This window comes from Prosthecobacter gellanilyticus (assembly GCF_007992435.1).
Classification (GTDB): Bacteria; Verrucomicrobiota; Verrucomicrobiia; order Verrucomicrobiales; family Verrucomicrobiaceae; genus Prosthecobacter; species Prosthecobacter gellanilyticus.
In genome coordinates this window covers 61,601-80,272 of sequence record NZ_BKAG01000023.1, presented here as the reverse complement: position 1 = coordinate 80,272, position 18,672 = coordinate 61,601, and the positions used below count along the sequence as shown (strand labels likewise).

Here is an 18,672-nt window from a genome sequence, read left to right as displayed (position 1 = left end):
ATGCATGCCTTCGTTTCTTCTTTAACCGCCAGTCTTGGAATTGCTGTTCTGAGCGCGGTTCTTCCGTGCCTCTCGCTGGCGCAGGACGTGTCTGCGCCGGAGAACCGAGCGCCAACGGCCATGGCGGCGATGCCGGGGGTGAAGCTGACTCTTGCCAGCGAGACCCTGGCGATCGTGCCAGGACAGACTTTCCGCGTGGGCATCTTCCTCCAGCATGAAAAGGGCTGGCATACCTACTGGCGGCAGCCGGGCATCGTGGGTGTGCCCACCAGCATGGAATGGAAGCTGCCGCCGGGCTTCAAAGCGGGGCCGCTGGAGTATCCCGAGCCTGAGGCCACGAAGATGTTTCAGATCCGAGCGCAGGGCTATGAGAGGGATGTGCTGCTGCAAGCTCAGATCCAAGCCCCGGCCAATCTCCAGCCAGGGATGAGGGTGACAATCGCCGGACAAGCCACCTGGATGGCCTGTGGAAACACCTGTCATCCTGGCAGCACGCAGCTCAGTCTCACGCTCCCCGTAGCGGCCCAGGCAGAGCCTGATCCCATGTGGCAGCCTGCTTTCGTCAAGGAACGGGCCGCCTATGCCAGACAGAGTGATGCCTGGACGGCCACCGCCGAGGAGAAAGGCCTGAACGTCACGCTGGTGCTCCGCCCCGCCTCGAAGAAAGCGCGCGCCTTCAATCCGGCGGACAAGTCCACGCGAGTGATCTTCTTCACCGAGGACGGCTGGATCAACAGCGACCAGGACCAGACCGTGACCCTGGCCCAGGACGGCAGTCTCGTCATCCACCTGGTCCGCGCCGAGGTTTTCCTGGGCAAGGGTACGCCCTCCAAACTGCTGGGCGTGGTCCAAAGAGAGGGCGGATGGCACACTGACGGCAGCCTTCGCAGCATATCGGTTCAACCAGAACTAAGACGTTGAGCCTCATTTCCGTTTTTGACGGAGAGTCAATTCCGAGTCAGTATCATCCCTCTCTCCTCCCCCCTCCATGAAAGGCATCCTCATTCTCATCCTCGCGGCAGCCGTTGGCTACATCTCCTATGAGTATGGCTACCCTGTGCTGACCAACTACTTGAAGTTTGAGAAGAAACAGAAGGAGGTGGTCGTGGCACCGGCCCCTGAACCCGTGGTGAAAAAAGAAGTGGCCGTGGTGGAACCGCCAAAGCCAGAGCCTGTCATGGAGCCGAAGCCTGAGCCGAAGCCCGAGCCTAAACCGGAACCGAAGCCTGAGCCCAAACCCGTGGTCGATCCGAACGCCTTCGTTTCACCGCCGATTCCGAGCATCGAGGAGCGCACGCAAAACTGGGCCGTTCTGCCGCCCACCACCTTCCCACGTCAGGTCACCATGAAGCGTGACCTGGCCCTGAGCATGAAGATCGGCGCGAATTCGGCCACCTCGCAGATCAAGGCGGGCAGCATCATGTTTGCCGTGGCGCAGGAAGGAACCAACATCCTGGTCTCTCCCACCCAGACCTCCCCCATGCGTGGCGCGGTGACCCTGGACGATACCGACCTGAAGGAAACCCTGACGGCGGGCTATGAGAACTGGAAGGTGCTCTATATCGCCAGCCTGAGAAAGGCCCACGAGTTCAAACTGGCAGCCGCTGAGCGCGCCAAGAATGCGCCCCCTGCCGCCGCGAAAGCCGGCCCTGGCAATGACAAGCCGGTCAAAGACAAGGACGGCACCTACCCGCTGCTGGTCGCCAGCATGAAGTCCGGCCAGGTCACCGAGATCAAGGCCGACGCCATCAAGGAGTGGAGCGAGCCCGTGTTTGAAGACGGCCTGTGGAAGGTGAACGTGAAATACGAAACCATGACCATGTTCGGCAAGTTCGACACCGAGGCCCAGGCCCAGATCAAGAACGGCGTAGTCGACAAATGGATCTACACGGGTTCGGGCGAAGTGGTGCCTTGATTTGAGGTCTACGTTTAAGTGAACGTGAGGCGGGACGGATTTTGTGTCCGTGCTGCCTTCATTGACACGCTGAAGCGTGAACAACGTACTTCAGCATCGAGGCGCGAGTGAAGAATCAGTGGGCTGTTGCAGCAAAAAGGCATGCCCCATGTTGCATGAGGCATGCCCGCAGCGAAGATCAATCCATCCGCATCATTTGTTCAGCACCACCTTGGCTGAGCCGGGATGGATCTCGAGGCTCTGGATGCCATCGAGGAAGCGCTGGAGGCCGGGATCGCTCTGAAGGTTCTGCTCCACAAGGTCCACGCCCTTGAGATCGCCTAACCAGGCGTTTGGCAAGGAGATGCCTCCGACGCTGACGTCATCAAACACGAAGGACAGCTTGCGGTCAGGCGTGAGGCCGGTGCCAAAGGTCAGCCGCACCCGCATCTTCTGACCGGCGAAGACGGGAAAGTCCGGCGGTGCCTCGACGATGATGCCGGCGGCGAGTTTGCCCTCGGCAAAGCTCACCTGGATGTTTTCACCCAGGTTCTGCTTGGCTAGATACGCGTTCACCTCGCGTTCGGTGATGATGATGGTGCGGTTCTCCTCGCCTGCGGCCACCTGGAGTTCCCTCGGAGGTGCCAGCACGACCGGCGGCTGCGATGGCGGGGGAGTCTGCGGAGCAGGCAGCGGGGGAATATTCACGGTGACCGGCGCCATCGGCGGATCACCGAACACGGCCAGCTTCGAATCAAAAGCCGCCTGCTCTTTTTCGGAGAGCACCACGGGACGCATGGGCTTGGGATTGAAGTTGTATTTATACCACCAGATGGTGCCGCCCACGGCCAGACCGGCCGTGAGGAACATGGCGCCCAGGATGATGAGGACGACTTTCTTCGTGGAGAAACCGGGCTTGGCAGCCGGAGTGGGCAAGGTGGGGGTGGTTTCCATGGCAGATAGTTGACGTGGGCTTTGATGAAGCAAGACCAAGGCTATTCAGATTGAATGAAGCCGTCGTGGAGAATTTTGGGGTGATTTTGGAGGAGCTGCGAAGATGCCGCGGTGTCCAAAGGGTCCGAATGGGACGCTGGATTGGGGAGGCCCGGAGGGGGAAGATGAGTGATGGAGGGAATGACCAAGGACCAGGAGCCAATGACCAGACGGGAGCCGTTTACGGTTGTTGACGGTGGTTTACCGTTGTTGGCGGTGGTTTCAGAGCAGAGCCGAATGAGGGGCCTACGGAAGAGGCGGAAAAGGGATCCGAGCTGGGGCCACGGTATGATCAGGTGGGTTGGCGCAGGTGCGGGTGTTTGCGACCTTCCAGAGAGCGGCATGCTGACGCATCTTCTTCGCCAGGGCTTCGAAGATCGCGGGCTGCCGCTACACTGGGAGATCCGAGTCAATCCGACTGGATCCGACCTGCAGGATTGATGGGAGGGGGCAGGGCTTCAGGGAACGCCAGGCTGACGCCAGCCACTACACTGGGCGATCCGATTGAATCCGACCTGATCCGAGCTCCCCTTCAAGCGAATGAGCCCAAATATGTTCTATTGAACATTTTCCAAATGACCCCATTCTATGATTCCGTGAGCTCCGCGCCTCCCTCTGCCCCCCTGCGGTGGCTGTTCTTTGATCTGAACAGCTACTTTGCCAGTGTGGAGCAGCAGTGTGATCCTAGTCTGCGGGGCAAGCCGGTGGCGGTGGTGCCAGTGAAGTCGGATTCCACCTGTGCGATTGCGGCCAGCTATGAGGCGAAGAAGTTCGGCGTGAAGACGGGGACGAACATCGGTGAGGCGAAGCGCATGTGCCCGGGACTTATCCTGGTGGAGGCGGATCACTCTCACTACGTGAAGTTTCATGACCTGATCAAGACGGAGGTCGAGAGGCACTACCCGGTTCACAAGGTCCACTCGATTGATGAGATGGCGCTAATGCTTGATGAGAAGCGTCAGCCGGAGGCGGTGGCGGTGGATCTCGCGAAGCGAATCAAGGCAGGGCTGCGCGCGAATGTGGGTGAGTGCATCACGTGCTCTATCGGTATCGCGCCGAGCCGCTATCTGGCGAAGGTGGCGAGTGACATCAAGAAGCCGGACGGGCTCACGGTTTTACATTTGGAGGACATGCCGGGGATCATCTCGGACTGGAAGCTGACAGACCTGTTTGGCATTGGCCGACGCATGGAACCGCGGCTGCATGCCGCGGGGATCCACTCGGTCGAAGATCTCTGGGATGCCACAGCGGAAGAGCTGCACTATGCCTGGGGCGGTGTGGGAGGAAATCGCTTCTGGCATGAGCTGCATGGGGAGGACTTGGGAGAGTTCGCCACGCAGTCCCGCAGCATCGGCCATAGTCACGTGCTGGCGCCGGAGTTTCGCAAACCGCCTGAAGCGCTGATTGTGGCGAGGCGGCTGTTATCCAAGGCTGCGAGTCGACTGCGGCGCGAGGGGTATCGCGCCAAATCCATCAGCCTGTCCGTCCGCACCGAGGACAAGGGGCGTGGTGAGGCCAAGATGCGCCTGCCGAAACCGGTGTCTGACACCTTCACGCTGATGCACACGCTGGATCAACTCTGGCCTGAAGCCATGATGGAGGTGCGCTGGGCCCGGCTGAAGAAGATCGCGGTGACCTTGAATGACATCGAGGAGATGTGCGCGCCGAAGCAGCTGGAGATGTTTCCCGAGATGCTGCCCGTCAGTGAGATCGATGACGAGCGCCGCAACAAGCTCTCCGCCGCGATGGACAAGCTTAACCAACAGTTCGGCAGAGACAGCATCGCGCTCGGTTTTGTGCCGAATCAGGTGAAGACCTTTTCGGGCACGAAGATCGCTTTCACGCGCATCCCGGACATGGAGGAGTTTCAGGAGTGAGCGCTGATTCCGCGCAGGACATCGGCAATCAATCCAGGTCCGCGATACACGAGACCTGAATACACCTGCACGAGTGAGGCGCCGGCCTTCAGCTTGGCCACGGCATCTGCGCCACTGAGGATGCCGCCCACGCCGATGATCGGGGTCTGCTCACGGAGGAGCATGCGGAAGGCCTCGATGACCAGGGTGGAGCGCTCCGTCACGGGAGCACCGCTGAGGCCACCGGCTTCTTTTTCCAAAGGATGTCCGGCCACGGCTTCACGACTGATGGTGGTGTTCGTGGCGATGACACCGTCCACGGCCAGTTCATTGAAGACACGCGCGAGGGCTTCAATCTGCTGGCCTTCGAGGTCTGGGGCGATCTTCACGAGGACGGGCTTTTTCTTGCCGTATTCCTTCTCAAGAGAGGCCTGCTCCTTCTTCAACGCGGCAAGCAACTGGCGGATGGAATCCTCCGCCTGGAGATCACGCAAACCTTTCGTGTTAGGCGAGGAGATGTTCACGGCGATGTAGTCCGCGACCGGATAAGCGGCCTTCAAGCAATACAGGTAGTCATTGACAGCTTGTTCGTTAGGTGTGTCGAAGTTTTTGCCGATGTTCACGCCGACGATGGCGCTCGTCTTGCGCTTCTCGAGTTTCTTCACCGCGGCATGAATGCCCACATTGTTAAAGCCCATGCGATTGATCAGTGCCTCATGCTCTGGCAGACGGAAGAGACGCGGCTTGGGGTTCCCTGGCTGCGGACGCGGGGTGAGCGTGCCGACCTCCACGAAACCGAAACCCAGGGCAGCCCAGGCTTCCACAGCAGATGCAGATTTGTCCATGCCCGCGGCGAGGCCGAGTGCATTCGGGAAGCGCAGGCCGAGGCAGTCCACCGGCTTGCTGGCAGGCAGTTCATCCGGCTTCAGCATCCCCAGAGAGTGGGAGATGCGCATCATCTTCGTCGTCCACTCATGGGCACGCTCGGCATCGAGCTTGAAGAGCCAGGGTTTCAGGGCGGGATAGAGGGCGGAGACGAGAGACATCGCACCTCACAAACGCGGCGAGGCGGGGGTGTCAAGGTCATGTCATGGACGATGGTTGCCAGACTGAATGCCCGGCTTTAAAACAAGACTCGCCAGAACTGCTTATGATCCCGCTCGACGCCTCCTCTCTAACGACGAACTGCCAGCCGTGGAGGGTGCGTGTCGTGGAAGAAACTGGGTCGACGAGCGATGATGCCCGCGCCGCCGCCATGGCAGGTGAGGAGCCGGGTTTGGTCATCTTTGCGGAGGCTCAGACAGCAGGGCGTGGGCGGCGGGAGAATCGCTGGCAGGCTCCGGCTGGGAAGGACCTGATGTTCACGCTGCTGATGCGGCCTGAGGGCCCGGTGGCGCTTTGGCCCAGAATGACCACTCTGGCGGCGCTGGCGATCTGCAAGGCCATCGAGGAGGAGCTTCCTCTAAGTCCGCAGATCAAATGGCCGAATGACGTGTATCTGCGCGATCGCAAAGTGTCCGGCTTGCTCGCGGAAGCCGTGATCACCCAGACAGGGCCGATGCTGGTCCTCGGCATCGGATTGAATGTCAACACACGTGAGTTTCCGCCGGAACTGGCTGGAGCGGCCACCTCACTGCTGCTTTCCCTGCCCCAGTCTCCAGTGATCGAGTTCGATCGGAATGACCTGGCCGCCAGCTTGCTGCGCCACCTGCATGAGCAGATGGGGAGGCTGGAAGACGGCTTCCTGGAAGCGGTTTCAGAGGTGCGGGAGCGCAGCTGGCTCCTGGGGCGGCAGATCCGCGCTACGGTGGACGGGGCCGAGATTTATGGACGCGCCGTAGACCTGGATCTGGAGGGGCATCTGCGCCTGGCACTACCGGATGGGAGCCTGCGCACACTGAGCAGCGCGGAGAGCATTCGTCAGGTCGTGTGAATAACTTTGTTTCTATAATGATCACGCATTTGACAAACCTAGGTCACCGGGTAGTCTCCGCGCCCCAGTTTCCCGGATGGCCGTGCTTTTGAGCATGCCGCCGCCCAGTGAGCCGGTGACGCCCCACGACTCCCCCACACACGTTTATGCCCAAAAGAACCTATCAAGCTTCCAAGCGCACCCGGAAACAGCAGTTCGGTTTCCGCACCCGCATGAAGACCGAAAATGGCCGCGACATCCTTCGTCGCCGCCGCCGTGCAGGCCGCAAGCGCCTTGTGCCGAAAGGCGTTGAGATCAAGTTCAAGCGCCACGTCCAGCAGCATACCTGATCGCGTGTGGATCACGGCGTTCTCTTCTGCCCATGCGCCTGCCTTCCCGCCTTCGTTTGAAGGAATCCCGTGATTTCGCGGTGATTAAGGCGCAGGGGCAAAGCCAGTCGGGCCGGTACTTTGTACTGGCCCTTCTTCGTGATGAGACGATGCCCGATTTTCGCTTTGGCCTAGTCACAGGGAAGAGGCTGGGCAATGCCGTCGTCCGCAACCGGCTCCGCCGTCAAATACGCGAGATCATTCGTGAGAATCGCGGGTTGATCGCGCCAGGCATGAAGTTTGTCACCATTGCGCGCTGGCGTGCTCCTGACGCGGAGTTCGCAGAAATGAGCCAGGACTGGACTCGTCTGGCCCGCCGCATGGGACTGCTCTTGAAAACCGCTGCCGCCAAGCCATGAAGCTGCTCATCCGCATTCTCATCCGTGGCTACCAGCGCTTCATTTCCCCACCCCTCCATTTCTTTGGCGGCCCAGGCTCGGGCTGTCGCTTCACCCCGAGCTGTTCGGAGTACTTTCTTCAAGCCGTGGAAAAACACGGCGTTTTTAGAGGAGCGTGGCTGGGCACCCGCCGCATTCTCCGCTGCCATCCGTGGGGAGGTCAGGGTCACGACCCCGTGCCAGACCACTGCGGGCACCGCCACTGACATTTAATCAAACAACCCTCGACTCATTTTCTCTCTCATGGACCGCAAAGGCTGGATCGTCATTATTCTCTGTAGCGCCGGCATCGCCGTAAACGCCTGGTTTGCCAGCAAGAGCAAGCCGCAGACCGTCCCACCAGCGCCTGCTGGTGAAGTGGCCAAAGCGCCACCAGCTCCCGGCGCGCCTGCCCAGGGCAGCACCATCACGGCGGCACCCACTACCACCACCGCTGCCGCCACACCTTCCGCCCCTGAGGAAACTCATACCGTCACCAGCGGCAGTGTGACCTGGCACTTTACCACCAAGGGCGGCGGCATCTCCAAGGTCGTCCTGGGCGGCACGGACCAGCTCACTTTAAATGGTCATGGAGTGGAACCCATCGGCGCCCTCCGCCGTGAAGCCGCTGGCAATGACCCGGTGGCTTACAAGATCACCGCGAAGAGCGACAAGGGCATCACGTTTGAAGGCACCAACGCCGAGGGCATCGCCATCCGCAAAGTCTTCGCCCTTTCCGAAGGCGGGGCCAGCGACGAGCACCTCATCCGCCTCACCATCAGCCTAACCAATACCACGACCGTTCAGCACAAGTCGGAAGAATACTATCTCTATGCGGGTTCAGCGAACTCCATGAGTCCGGACGAGGCACTGAAGCCCAGCTTCTTTTACAATGACGCGGGTGATGCCAAGCAGGTGCACACCAACTCCTTTGACGGCGGCATGATGAGTTCCGAGCAGGCCTCCATGAGCTCCAGCCACTCCAAGCTGCGCTACGGGGGTGTGATGAGCCGCTTCTACACCCAGATCCTCAGCCATGAGAAGATCGACAAGTCTGGCAGAACCTGGGCGGACAAGCCGGGCAAAATCTGGGCCTCCCGCATCCTGATCGATCACACGCATGACCAGTTCAAAGGCAAGTCCGGCTCTGAAAAAGACTACGCGATCCAGGCCGCCGTGAGCCTTCCGCCCGTGGACCTCGCCCCGAAGGCCACCCAGACCGAAGAGTTCAGCCTTTACGCGGGTCCGAAGGAATACAAGCGTCTCGACACGCTCGGCGGCCAGCGTAATTTCGTCATGTTCTACGGCATGTTCGGCTTCATCAGCCGCCCTCTGAACACCCTCATGCGCTGGATGCATGACCTCAGTGGCAACTGGGGTCTGGCCATCATCCTGATGACCATCATCATCCGCACCATCCTCTGGCCCCTGCAGGCCAAGTCCCAATACTCCATGAAGCGCATGGGCAAGCTGGCCCCGCTGATGAAGGAAGTGCAGGAGAAGCACAAGGACAACCCCACGCAGGCGCAGATGGAGGTGATGAAGCTCTACAAGGACTACGGGGTGAACCCGGTCGGCGGCTGCTTCCCCATGCTGCTGCAGATCCCCATCTTCTTTGCCTTCTACGGCGTGCTGCAAAATGCGGCTGAGCTCCGCGGCCAGGGCTGGCTCTGGGTGCACGATCTCTCGGTCGCGGACACGGTGGGTCACTTCATGGGGTATCCCGTGAATCCCCTGCCCCTCATCATGGGCCTGACCATGATCGCGCAGATGAAGCTGACACCGCAGCCTGCCACCATGGACAAGAGCCAGAAGATCATGATGAACATCATGCCCGTCTTCTTCCTCTGGATCTGTTACAACTTCGCCTCCGCCCTCGCGCTCTACTGGGCCGTCACCAACATCTACGCCATCGCCCAAAGCTGGATCATGAAGCTCTACATCCCCGAGCCTGAGCTCAAGAAAGTGGAGCACATGGCCAAGGGCCCGGCCCCGAAGAACCCTTTTTTTAACCCGGCCAACCCGCTTCACAAAGACAAGAAGTCCAAGCTGAAGTCCCCCAAGCTGGGCGGCTAGAAAAAGGTCTAACCAACATTCACTACGAAGCGGCAGACGAAAGTCTGCCGCTTTTTTATGTCTGTTCGATCAGAGTTTGTTTACCCCTGATGGACACTGATGAGCACTGATGTCCCCATCCGCTGATGGCTTGGTCATTGGTGACAATCAGTGTCCATCAGTGGTAAAAAAACCGGCCGCTTTGCTCCAGGAGTCCGATCTTTCGTCATTCGCTCTTCGGTCTTCGTCATTCCTCAAAATGCCCGTTAAAGATAGCCGTTGGTGGATGTGGGCTAACATTCCTGCATTGCCCAGAGATGCGCGGTGCGTTTAACTCGGTCTCATGCCCGAGTCCCCTGCACGCTTTATCCAAATCGACGACGCCGCCCGCGAAACCAATCCGTGGACAAACAATGAATGGCTCTGCCGCCCCGATCTGGTGGAGGCAGACAAACTCCTGCTTGTGCGCGCGAACATGGACCCGATGCACTGCCATCCCTTCCATTTTCATCCGCATCGCGAAGAGATCATCTACGTCATCTACGGCCGCGCCGAGCAGTGGGTGGGCACCGAGAAGCGCATCCTTAAAGCCGGTGAGATGGCCCACATCCCGCCCGGTGTCATCCACGCCACCTACAATCCCCACCACGAGCCCCTCGTCTTCCTGGCCATTCTTTCCCCGGCCAAGCTGCCAGACGACCTCGCTGCCGTGCCAGATCCCCAGGACATCTCTGATCAGGCTCCTTGGAGCACGATCCGGGCGGGTCTGCCTGAGTGCCGCACGCTGGCGTGAAGAGGGTGAACGGTAGACAGTAAGCGGTGGACGGTCCACTGCCCACCGTTCACGGTCTACTGTCCACAGCCTTCTAAGCCCTTGCCAGCCGGGAAACACCGCCTATACGGTTCCCATCCCCCTTTTCCCCTTTCATGAAGAAAGCCACCCTCGCCCTCCTTGCCTCCGCCGCCCTGATCTCCTTCGGTCCCTCCTGCGCCAAGCACAGCTGGGAGCAAACCCAGGTCCTGCATGAAGGCATGCACAAAGGTCACGGTGAAGGTCATGATGCCCACGGCGATGCGAAGCATGAGGCTCATGGTGAAGCCAAGCACGACACCCACGGCAAGGCTGATGAGCACGCCGCCCCTGCCCCGGCCGCGGGTCACGAAGAGAAGAAGGCTCACTAAGCCTTCACCCCAGCACTTTGATTCAATGGCTCAGATGGCTTTATGCCTCTGAGCCATTCTCGTTTCCAGGAATTGACTCAAGACCGCCTCACAAGCCACGCGGAGACATGGAGTAGAGCCCCAGCGTGGCCTCATAGGCATCCATGGCCTTCATGCGCTTCTTCTCATGTCCTGCGCCCCAGGAGTCCGTGAAGATGACCTGGTTCTTCGTGGCATTATAACCAATGATCATGCGCATGTGGCCGCCGCTCACCTGGCCGCCATTGGGCAGCGGAGGGTCTTCAGGAAATTGGCCGAGACCTAGTGCCCACAGCAGCGGCACACCTTTGTCCGCATGCTCCTTGATGATGCTGGTAAACTCCTTCAGCGACACACGGCGCTTGCCGCCCGTGCCATAGTATTGCTCAGGATTCACCAGCGGCTTGAAGGCCACGCCAAACTTCTGGTCGACCTTCGCCAGGCTCTTCTGCATATCAAAGGCATTCGCTCCGCGCTCCACATCCACGTTCAGCAGCTGCGCCATTTCGTGCTGGTCACAGGGAATGTGCATGTACTCCAGCAGACGCTGGCAGCTCGCCGCCACGCAGTAGCCTTTCGCCCCCTGGTCCACCATGGGCACTCCGCCGATGAAGATGTCCCCACCCGCAGCATCACGCGTCACATTCTTCTGCAGGCTCATCCGTTGCACCCCCAGGCTCATCCGGCCCATCGTCCAGTCAGCCTGATCAGGTGCAGCCACCTTCAGGCGCAGATACTCAGGCTTGCCACTGCCACCCTGGCTCTCGAAATCATTGTGCTCCAGCAGCGCCACCCCGAGCGGGGAAGTCCACATCCAGACCACGTTTTTCACCGCGCCCGTTCCAGTGCTCATCTGCCGGCGTGGAGCCACCTTCAAAGCACTGCCAAGACTCTGCCCCACCTTCTTGAAGAGCGCTTGAAACTCAGGATTCCCCATCTGCCCGGCATCCCCCCGGTTGTAGATGGAGATCGTGGCACGCCCCGCCTTGCCTTTGACGAACTCCACCACGGCCTCTTCAACCTTCACGGCTCCACCAAAAAGCGTCAGGGTGGTCGGCGCATCCACGAACATCTGGCGGGAGAAGCGCGCACGGTCTTTCGCGACCGTCAACCATTCAAACTGGGGTGGTTCTTTTTGCTGCTCGTCCTGTTTACGGGCGATGTATCGTTTCTCAAACTGCTCGGCATGAGTCTGCCAGATGGTGCTGAAATCCAGCAAGGGATCCAGATCAGCTTTAAGCTCAGGCGGCGCGCTCTGCCGGGATTCATTCGCCACCTCTGGCGACTGGCCAGCGGGAGGAGACGACCTCGGACCTGTAAAACTCATCACCACGGCAAAGGCCCAGTCTGTCTTCCATGAGGCAGCGGACCTGCGAGTGAGCTGCAGGGAGTATCCTGAACGCTGCCAGCGATACTGGTCCACCGTCAGCTTGTAGGGAGTCGTCTTGCGAACCTGCGGATTCTGGGGGTCCCACGTGGAGTCTTTTTCCTCCCGGGTCAGATCGGCGGGTTCGCCGCCGATCCATTTCTGGATGGAATTTACCAAATGCCCAGTCCAGTCATTCCCGCCATAAGCGGCGGGATCCGGGGTGAGATCCAGCCGGGCAAAACCTAACTCCTCGTCAAACATCAGCGTGGCCGACTTCGCCTGCATCGTCCCAAGGGCGATAGTGAAAACCACCAGACCCTCTTTTTCACCCTCCAGGCGGATCAATTCATGAGTCGCACTCAAGGCCTTGGAACTGCGCCAGTGGCCGGTCTGGCTGAAGGGCTGGGCCTGATAGAAGGCGTCCACCTTCTGCAGGGTCAGCGATTTTGGATTCTTCCAGTCGATCAACGGGTCGAGAACGATCACCGCAGGCTGTGCGGAAGCTGGACCTGTCAGGAGCGTCACTCCCAAGACCAAAAGAATCCAGGCTTGTTTCATCAGGGGGTAGTTTGTAACCAAGTCCCCCGAGCTTGCTCAATGACAAACTGGCAGCTTAACAAAAAAGTGCCCCCACAAGTTCCACCCGAGGCGAGCACGACAGGCCATGGAGAGATCCGGCAAGGCGCGACGAAGAAGCAGGCTGTCACATGCCACGCGGAGCCATGGAGTAGAGCCCCAGTGTGGCCTCGTAGGCATGAGAGACGTCCATGCGCTTTTTCTCATGGCCAGCGCCCCAGGAGTCTGTGAAAATGACCTGATCCTTGGCGCTATTGTAGCCGATGATCATGCGCATGTGCCCACCACGCAGCTGACCCGCGTTTGGCAGAGGAGGATTCTCGGGGAACTGCCCCAGGCCCAGGGCCCACAACAAAGGCACTCCTTTGTCAGCGTGCTCTTTGATAAGACTGGAGAACTCCTTCAAGGACACCCGTCGATTCCTGCCGAGTTCGTCATCCTGCAAAGGATTCACCAGCGGCTTGAAGGTGACTCCAAACTTCTGATCCACCTTTGCCAGGCTCTTTTGCATCACCAGGATGTTTGTCCCGCTGTCCGCATCCACCTCCAGGAGTTGGGCGATCTCATGCTGGTCACAGGGAATGCGCATGTACTCAAACAAGCGCTGACAGCTGGCTGCCACACAGTAGCCCTTCGCCCCTTGGTCCACCATCGGCACGCCGTTGATGGAGACATCTCCAGAGGCGGCGTCCTTCGTCACGTTCTTCTGCAACTCCATCCGCTGCACTCCCAGTGTCATCCGGCCCATCGTCCAGTCTGCATGAGCCGGCGCGGCCAGCTTGAGACGCAGATACTCGGGCTTCCCTGCAGCGCCTTGGGCTTGAAAATCATTGTGTTCCAGCAGCGCCACCGCCTGCGGGGAAGTCCACATCCAGGCCACATTCTTCACGGCGCCAGATCCAGCACTGATTTGGCGCCGTGGTGCCACTTGCAAAATTCCTCCCATGCTCTGGCCCGCCTTTTTAAACAGCGTCTGAAACTCCGCGTTGTCCATCTGTCCGGCATCACCCCGGTTGTAGATGGAAATCGCCACGCGGCCCAGCTTGCCACCGACAAACTCGAGCACCGCTTCCTCCAGCTCCACCGCGCCCCCAAATAGCGTCAGCTTCAACGGTGCCTCCCCGAACATCTGGCGAGAGAAGCGCGCGCGGTCTTTGGCCGCCGACAGCCATTCAAACTGTGGAGGAGCCGTCCAGTTGATCGTGCCACTGCGAGCCACATACTTCTTTTCAAACTCATCCACCGAGACGGTCCAGATGCTCTTGAAGTCCAGCAACGAGTCGAGATCTGCCTTCAGCTCAGGCTGGCGCTCAGGCTCTTTGGCTTGGTCCATGGGAACCTGATAGGACAGCTGTGGCGCCTGCGCCACGCGGTTTATCTCCAGACTCCAAGGCCCCCATAGGCCAGATGGCATCCGCTTCCGTTCCATCTTCTTGGACACGCCCTTGTAAGGCCAGAAGAAGTATTCCATGTCTTGATTGGAGCTCTCCATCTGCCCAGTGGCGGTGTTCCGCTGCGAATGCACATGGTGCCCTTTGATGAAGACGGGAGGCTCACCTCCAGCCAGCTGAGTCAGGTCCTGGACAAACTGCAGGACAAAGTCGACTTGATCCTTGAAGTCGACATCGAAGTACACCTTGAGTTCTGAGAAGCCTTGAGGATCGAACAACGCGCCCACTCTTTTCACCGGAGCGGCATGAGCCCCAAGCTTCAGCGAAAACTCCCCTGAGGACATAGACAGATAGGCTCGCATCGACCGATCGCCGTAAGGTTGAATCACCAGCTTGTCGCTTTTCGCCAAGGCGGGCTGGGAAGCGCCAAATTCCTTGATCCTTTCCACGCTCAGCGACCTTGGATCATTCCAGTCAATCAAGGTGTCCAACGAAATGGACGGAGGCTGAGGAGGTGCGCCAAGGCTGGTAGATTGTGCCGCCAGACAAAGGAGAGCCAACAAGGCATTTTTCATACAAGCCGGACTTGTAGCGAATTTCACCACACACCGACAAGGCGAAACTTAGATCCAGCCTGCGAAAAACGTTACGCCACCTGCTCCTCCTCCGGCACCGTGGGAGCGGCCGGGGGGACAAGGGTGGGCGCATAGCGCGGACGCTGGGAAGCCTGGGTCAGGCCGCCGATCAGCACCACACGCACCGTGTCCAGCAGGATGAGCAGGTCAAAGATAAGCCCCGCATGCTTCATGTAGTAAAGGTCATACTCCAGCTTGCAGCGGGCGTCTTCTGTCGAAGCACCGTAAGGGTAGCAGACCTGCGCCCAGCCCGTGAGACCTGGGTGGATCATGTGCCGCTCCTCATAGAAAGGTAGCGCCTCAGCCAGAGCCGTGACGAACGTCGGCTGCTCAGGACGCGGCCCCACGAAAGACATCTCACCACGCAGGATGTTGATGAGCTGCGGGATCTCATCGATCCGGTAGCGGCGCAGGAAGGCACCTCCAGGGAACACGCGGCGGTCAGATTTGCCAGAGGACCACTGCGGACCGTCTTTCTCAGCATCTGTGCGCATGGTGCGCAGCTTCATGATGGAGAAGGTCTTGCCAAAACGGCCCACACGTTCCTGGCGGAAGAAAAGCGGTCCATCAGGAGAGAAAAACTTCACCAGCATCACGCCGAAACCCAGGAAGGGCGACAGCATGACCAGCAGCACCAGAGAGGTGATGACATCAAAGGTGCGCTTCAGCTTGCGGAAGTAGAGCTCGCGCGGAGACGACTCCGAATGCAGCAGCCACTCATTCGTCACCAGATGCAGCGGCACATACTGCAGATACTCCTCACACACATTGATCAGCGGCGTGCAGGGAGTGCCGGAGTAGCGCAGACGGCGCAGATGCGGGCGCACCTGCTCATCATCCACCCGTGATTCAGGAAACACCACGCGATCAATTTTATGGCGGCTGATGAGCACGCCGAGATGCTTCACCCGGCCCAGGAGATCTCCATGCGGTGAGGCACCATGAATATCAATCCGGCCCACGATCTCAATGCCACGCGGCTTCATGTCCCTAAAGCGCAGATACTCCACCATCTCGTCCGGTGATTCCGCGATGAAAGCCACCCGCTGCGGCGCGAAGCGATACTTGTGAAACATCGTCAGGTGATGCAGAAGCAGCAACGGCAGCGAGATACCCGCCCCCAGGGCCATGAAGCCACGGCCGATGCGCGTTCCAAAGTCCACATAACCCACCACTGTCGATACCATGAAGGCTGCCGTGAAAGAGCCGATGAGCAGCATCGCATGAGCGCCGAAACGGGCGCTGCCCCGTGACTCCAGAGAGTAGAGGCCGAGGATGTAAGAGCTCACCGCCAGAGCCAGCGCGCCTGCGCCCACAGAAAAAGCATACTCCTCCACACGAGACAGTTCTCCAAAGCGGATGTAGTTCGCTGTAAAGAATGCCCCGACAAAAAGCAGCACGTCCCGGCCTGCTCGGCGAGCAATGGAGAACCAGTGGGCGTTGCTAAGAGAAGTCATGTAGTGGAGAAGTTACCCTATTTATGGGATGACGTTTCAAGATATTTTAGGAACCCCGCTGAAAAACCTATATTTGACCCGAATTGGGGGTCAGGCCCCTGCCTGATAACATCAAATCCCAGTAGTCCGCCGCGCACCTGGGCCAGGCCATGGTGGAGGCATACGCGCTCAGCGCTGCGGGGTCCGGCGGATCCGAAAGCGCGGAGTGCAGTGCCGAAGCGTAGTCTTGAACACCCCGTCCAGGGACGAGTTTCCCGCCACGAGGTGAAGGGCCTAGAATCTCTGAGATCCCGCCCACATCCGTGGTCACGAAAGGACGCCCCGAAGCCAGGGACTCGAGCAGCACATTGGGCACCCCTTCGTTGTGGCTGGAGAGGCATACAGCATCTGCGGCTCGCATATATTGTGCCACCTCCTCAGGGGACTTGCGGCCAGCCCAGATCAGGCTGCTGGAGGGGAGGTCTTCACTCTTCGCCAAGGCGGCCAACGGCTGCTGCAAAGGGCCCGAGCCGATCATCACCAGACGGAGGGGCTCATTCCATTCACGGGCAGCCCTGGCAGTGGCCTGAATGAGCAGCTCAAGCCCCTTCACCTCCAGGAAATTACCCACAAACAGCAGCAGCTTGCCGTCCTCAGGCAATCCCAGGGCCGCACGCGCAGCCTTTGAATCTCCCGGGTAAAAAGTCGCCGTGTCGACACCGTTGTAGACGGTGTGCACCCTGTCAGCGGCGGCTCCGGCACCCAGCAGTCTCTGCCGGAGATCCTCACTGCGGGTGACGATCTTGGACCGCTGCGCGAGCGTCAGGATCGCCCGGCGCCGCATCGGCATGTCGAGGTATTGATGCACGTCTGATCCCTGCGCCACGCTCAGCATCGGCACGTCACAAAATTCATCCACCAGATACACCCCGCAGGCATCGGGAAACAACCAGGGCACCAGCAGTGCGTCTGGCTTCCATCCTTGCGGCAACGCCTTCAAAGCCCGCCTCACCGCCAGGGCGAAGAGCTGGTCGTTCAAACCGCCGAACTTTGGCAGGTAGGGAGCCCAGGCAAAATGCGGGTTCAGGATCTTGTCCTCATCACGCGGTTTCAGCGGGCACCCCGCTCCGATCCAGAAACCATGCCCAGGCCGCAGGCATAGCACGCGGACATCCACATCACGGCGCTCGGCACACATCGCATGCAGCAGCGTCACATTGTCCAGCCCCCGCCACGGTTGCGTCGTGTCGGGAAAGAGGTTGGAAATGAAAAGCAACCGCATGGTCGGGAGGAAGGCTGTTCTCAATCACGCCTTGGGCACATGCGCCAGTGCCATTTTTGCAGCAGCCTCACCTGTGGCCATGCAGGTGCCCATGACTCTCACGGAGGCCAGCGCCTCATGATCGGCTGAAAGACAACGCCCTGCAAAAAACAGACCCGGCAGTTTGGCGCTCATCAGGCAGCCCGCAGGAATGCCAGCAGGTTCAGGCTGGTCAAAATATCTGAACTTGGGACCTCGCGCATTCTCGCGCTTCTCCATCGGCCAGCCAGCCAGCGCCACCTCATCGGCGAAGCGCGTGGAGGAGGCCAGTTCGTCACCAGACAGCACCTTGTCTCCAAGATAGCGCGCCGTCTCACGAATGCCCGCCAGCGCCGGCAGCACAGGAGGCGGACAGTGTTGAAAGTCCGCATGCTCGGCGCGCAGCATGCGCCAGAGTGACATCGCGACATCACGCCCCGTGGCTTCCACCTCGGCTCTCTTGATAGCATCAAACGGATCCCAGCTTCCCTGCCCTGCCTCCAGATCGATGGTCAGAAACATCTCTTCAGAAAACGGAGAGTCACGAAACTGCGCGCCCATCGCCGCTTCAGGCAGCACACCATTCCTGACAGCTCTCACGATCTGCGCACCGATCGCAAACCTCCATGTTTCATCATGCACGCCTGTCACATGCGGCAAGGCACACACATAGGCAGGCCGATAAAGCTTCTCCGGTTCAGCCTGTGTCCAATACTCGCTCCCGAGGAAGCGCGCTCCCGTGGCATCACCCGTCGTGTCCACAAGGGATCGGGTGACATGCCTTTCCAAAACACCACGGGAGCAGAGATCGACCTCCCATCCATCGTTCAGCCTTTGCAGTCCGCACCACTCCACACCGCTCATGCGAGTGAGGTTCTTTTCAGCCGCGCATAATTCATCCGCCAGATGCGCAAATACACTCGGGTGCTGCCTCAGCACATAAATACGCCCCATCAGATCAGGCGCGGACTGCCGGGTGCGCTCCATCATCTTCTCACCGATCTCCTGCGGCACTCCGGCATTCAGCCAGGACCAGGGCTTCGACACGTCCGGATGAAACAGCCCGCAGAAAGTGTGGACCAGCGCATTCACCCCCATGCCACCGAGCTTCGTCTGGCGCTCCACCAGCAGCGTTCTCGCACCGCCACGCGCCGCCGCCAGCGCGGCCGCCAGGCCTGCACTGCCACCTCCAATTACGATCACATCCCAGCTTCGACTCATAAGTTAGTTTTTAGGCCGGCAAAACATTCCTTCAAGCAGGACAAGAACAACCATGCTTGAACGTTTCT

At 59.6% G+C, this 18,672-nt stretch carries 17 protein-coding genes; 10 read left to right on the top strand and 7 right to left on the bottom strand.

The genetic code is table 11. The annotated features are described in order from the left end of the window. Positions 1–921, top strand: coding sequence for a protein-disulfide reductase DsbD domain-containing protein (locus BGE01nite_RS16235; protein ID WP_146851537.1), 921 nt, complete (start codon positions 1–3; stop codon positions 919–921). Positions 922–988: 67 nt separating this feature from the next. Continuing rightward, positions 989–1,915, top strand: a complete 927-nt coding sequence (locus tag BGE01nite_RS16230; RefSeq protein WP_146851536.1) for a hypothetical protein — start codon at positions 989–991, stop codon at positions 1,913–1,915. A gap of 192 nt (positions 1,916–2,107) precedes the next feature. Here BGE01nite_RS16230 and BGE01nite_RS16225 read toward each other — a convergent pair whose 3' ends face one another. Beyond that, positions 2,108–2,848 carry a hypothetical protein gene (locus BGE01nite_RS16225; protein WP_146851535.1) on the bottom strand — a complete coding sequence of 247 codons (741 nt, stop codon included), beginning with the start codon at positions 2,846–2,848 and terminating at the stop codon, positions 2,108–2,110. Positions 2,849–3,462: 614 nt separating this feature from the next. On the opposite strand from BGE01nite_RS16225, the gene BGE01nite_RS16220 reads away from it, so the two are divergent. Beyond that, complete coding sequence (locus BGE01nite_RS16220) at positions 3,463–4,764, top strand: Y-family DNA polymerase (protein WP_170266826.1); 1,302 nt, start codon at positions 3,463–3,465, stop codon at positions 4,762–4,764. On the opposite strand, the gene BGE01nite_RS16215 is transcribed toward BGE01nite_RS16220, so the two are convergent. Then, complete coding sequence (locus BGE01nite_RS16215; RefSeq protein WP_146851533.1) at positions 4,755–5,789, bottom strand: quinone-dependent dihydroorotate dehydrogenase; 1,035 nt, start codon at positions 5,787–5,789, stop codon at positions 4,755–4,757. The genes BGE01nite_RS16220 and BGE01nite_RS16215 overlap by 10 nt on opposite strands. Positions 5,790–5,893: 104 nt before the next feature. Here BGE01nite_RS16215 and BGE01nite_RS16210 point away from each other — a divergent pair, with 104 nt between their 5' ends. From BGE01nite_RS16210 to BGE01nite_RS16180, 7 genes are all read left to right on the top strand, one after another. Beyond that, on the top strand, positions 5,894–6,676 hold the full coding sequence (locus BGE01nite_RS16210) for a biotin--[acetyl-CoA-carboxylase] ligase (RefSeq protein WP_170266825.1): 783 nt from the start codon (positions 5,894–5,896) through the stop codon (positions 6,674–6,676). Positions 6,677–6,822: 146 nt separating this feature from the next. Then, the gene (gene rpmH / locus BGE01nite_RS16205) at positions 6,823–7,005 is read left to right on the top strand and encodes a 50S ribosomal protein L34 (protein WP_146851531.1); all 183 of its coding nucleotides are present in this window, start codon (positions 6,823–6,825) and stop codon (positions 7,003–7,005) included. A gap of 32 nt (positions 7,006–7,037) precedes the next feature. After that, positions 7,038–7,403: a ribonuclease P protein component gene (rnpA, locus tag BGE01nite_RS16200; RefSeq protein WP_146851530.1), complete on the top strand. Its 366-nt coding sequence runs from the start codon at positions 7,038–7,040 to the stop codon at positions 7,401–7,403. Beyond that, positions 7,400–7,648, top strand: a complete 249-nt coding sequence (gene yidD / locus BGE01nite_RS16195) for a membrane protein insertion efficiency factor YidD (RefSeq protein WP_146851529.1) — start codon at positions 7,400–7,402, stop codon at positions 7,646–7,648. The genes rnpA and yidD overlap by 4 nt, the downstream gene beginning before the upstream one ends. Positions 7,649–7,685: 37 nt before the next feature. Continuing rightward, the gene (locus BGE01nite_RS16190; RefSeq protein WP_146851528.1) at positions 7,686–9,497 is read left to right on the top strand and encodes a YidC/Oxa1 family insertase periplasmic-domain containing protein; all 1,812 of its coding nucleotides are present in this window, start codon (positions 7,686–7,688) and stop codon (positions 9,495–9,497) included. Positions 9,498–9,819: 322 nt separating this feature from the next. Next, complete coding sequence (locus BGE01nite_RS16185) at positions 9,820–10,269, top strand: cupin domain-containing protein (RefSeq protein WP_146851527.1); 450 nt, start codon at positions 9,820–9,822, stop codon at positions 10,267–10,269. Positions 10,270–10,403: 134 nt separating this feature from the next. Further along, positions 10,404–10,658, top strand: coding sequence for a hypothetical protein (locus BGE01nite_RS16180; protein ID WP_146851526.1), 255 nt, complete (start codon positions 10,404–10,406; stop codon positions 10,656–10,658). An 88-nt stretch (positions 10,659–10,746) separates the two neighbouring features. Here the strand turns inward: BGE01nite_RS16180 and BGE01nite_RS16175 are convergent, their stop codons facing one another. The 5 genes from BGE01nite_RS16175 to BGE01nite_RS16155 form a co-directional block, all read right to left on the bottom strand. After that, complete coding sequence (locus BGE01nite_RS16175; protein WP_146851525.1) at positions 10,747–12,603, bottom strand: C39 family peptidase; 1,857 nt, start codon at positions 12,601–12,603, stop codon at positions 10,747–10,749. A gap of 145 nt (positions 12,604–12,748) precedes the next feature. Then, complete coding sequence (locus BGE01nite_RS16170; RefSeq protein ID WP_170266824.1) at positions 12,749–14,356, bottom strand: C39 family peptidase; 1,608 nt, start codon at positions 14,354–14,356, stop codon at positions 12,749–12,751. Positions 14,357–14,658: 302 nt separating this feature from the next. Continuing rightward, a complete protein-coding gene (locus tag BGE01nite_RS16165; protein ID WP_146851523.1) occupies positions 14,659–16,104 on the bottom strand; it encodes an exopolysaccharide biosynthesis polyprenyl glycosylphosphotransferase in 1,446 nt (481 codons plus the stop codon). A gap of 67 nt (positions 16,105–16,171) precedes the next feature. Continuing rightward, positions 16,172–17,365 carry a glycosyltransferase gene (locus BGE01nite_RS16160; protein ID WP_146851522.1) on the bottom strand — a complete coding sequence of 398 codons (1,194 nt, stop codon included), beginning with the start codon at positions 17,363–17,365 and terminating at the stop codon, positions 16,172–16,174. A 24-nt stretch (positions 17,366–17,389) separates the two neighbouring features. After that, on the bottom strand, positions 17,390–18,604 hold the full coding sequence (locus BGE01nite_RS16155) for an FAD-dependent oxidoreductase (RefSeq protein ID WP_146851521.1): 1,215 nt from the start codon (positions 18,602–18,604) through the stop codon (positions 17,390–17,392). Positions 18,605–18,672 lie beyond the last annotated feature (68 nt).

Excerpts from the sequence above, each read along its gene's own strand:
- BGE01nite_RS16235 (WP_146851537.1), top strand. The coding sequence starts at position 1 with ATGCATGCCTTCGTTTCTTCTTTAACCGCCAGTCTTGGAATTGCTGTT.
- BGE01nite_RS16230 (WP_146851536.1), top strand. The coding sequence starts at position 989 with ATGAAAGGCATCCTCATTCTCATCCTCGCGGCAGCCGTTGGCTACATC.
- BGE01nite_RS16225 (WP_146851535.1), bottom strand. The coding sequence starts at position 2,848 with ATGGAAACCACCCCCACCTTGCCCACTCCGGCTGCCAAGCCCGGTTTC.
- BGE01nite_RS16220 (WP_170266826.1), top strand. The coding sequence starts at position 3,463 with ATGACCCCATTCTATGATTCCGTGAGCTCCGCGCCTCCCTCTGCCCCC.
- BGE01nite_RS16215 (WP_146851533.1), bottom strand. The coding sequence starts at position 5,789 with ATGTCTCTCGTCTCCGCCCTCTATCCCGCCCTGAAACCCTGGCTCTTC.
- BGE01nite_RS16210 (WP_170266825.1), top strand. The coding sequence starts at position 5,894 with ATGATCCCGCTCGACGCCTCCTCTCTAACGACGAACTGCCAGCCGTGG.
- rpmH (WP_146851531.1), top strand. The coding sequence starts at position 6,823 with ATGCCCAAAAGAACCTATCAAGCTTCCAAGCGCACCCGGAAACAGCAG.
- rnpA (WP_146851530.1), top strand. The coding sequence starts at position 7,038 with ATGCGCCTGCCTTCCCGCCTTCGTTTGAAGGAATCCCGTGATTTCGCG.
- yidD (WP_146851529.1), top strand. The coding sequence starts at position 7,400 with ATGAAGCTGCTCATCCGCATTCTCATCCGTGGCTACCAGCGCTTCATT.
- BGE01nite_RS16190 (WP_146851528.1), top strand. The coding sequence starts at position 7,686 with ATGGACCGCAAAGGCTGGATCGTCATTATTCTCTGTAGCGCCGGCATC.
- BGE01nite_RS16185 (WP_146851527.1), top strand. The coding sequence starts at position 9,820 with ATGCCCGAGTCCCCTGCACGCTTTATCCAAATCGACGACGCCGCCCGC.
- BGE01nite_RS16180 (WP_146851526.1), top strand. The coding sequence starts at position 10,404 with ATGAAGAAAGCCACCCTCGCCCTCCTTGCCTCCGCCGCCCTGATCTCC.
- BGE01nite_RS16175 (WP_146851525.1), bottom strand. The coding sequence starts at position 12,603 with ATGAAACAAGCCTGGATTCTTTTGGTCTTGGGAGTGACGCTCCTGACA.
- BGE01nite_RS16170 (WP_170266824.1), bottom strand. The coding sequence starts at position 14,356 with ATGTCCTCAGGGGAGTTTTCGCTGAAGCTTGGGGCTCATGCCGCTCCG.
- BGE01nite_RS16165 (WP_146851523.1), bottom strand. The coding sequence starts at position 16,104 with ATGACTTCTCTTAGCAACGCCCACTGGTTCTCCATTGCTCGCCGAGCA.
- BGE01nite_RS16160 (WP_146851522.1), bottom strand. The coding sequence starts at position 17,365 with ATGCGGTTGCTTTTCATTTCCAACCTCTTTCCCGACACGACGCAACCG.
- BGE01nite_RS16155 (WP_146851521.1), bottom strand. The coding sequence starts at position 18,604 with ATGAGTCGAAGCTGGGATGTGATCGTAATTGGAGGTGGCAGTGCAGGC.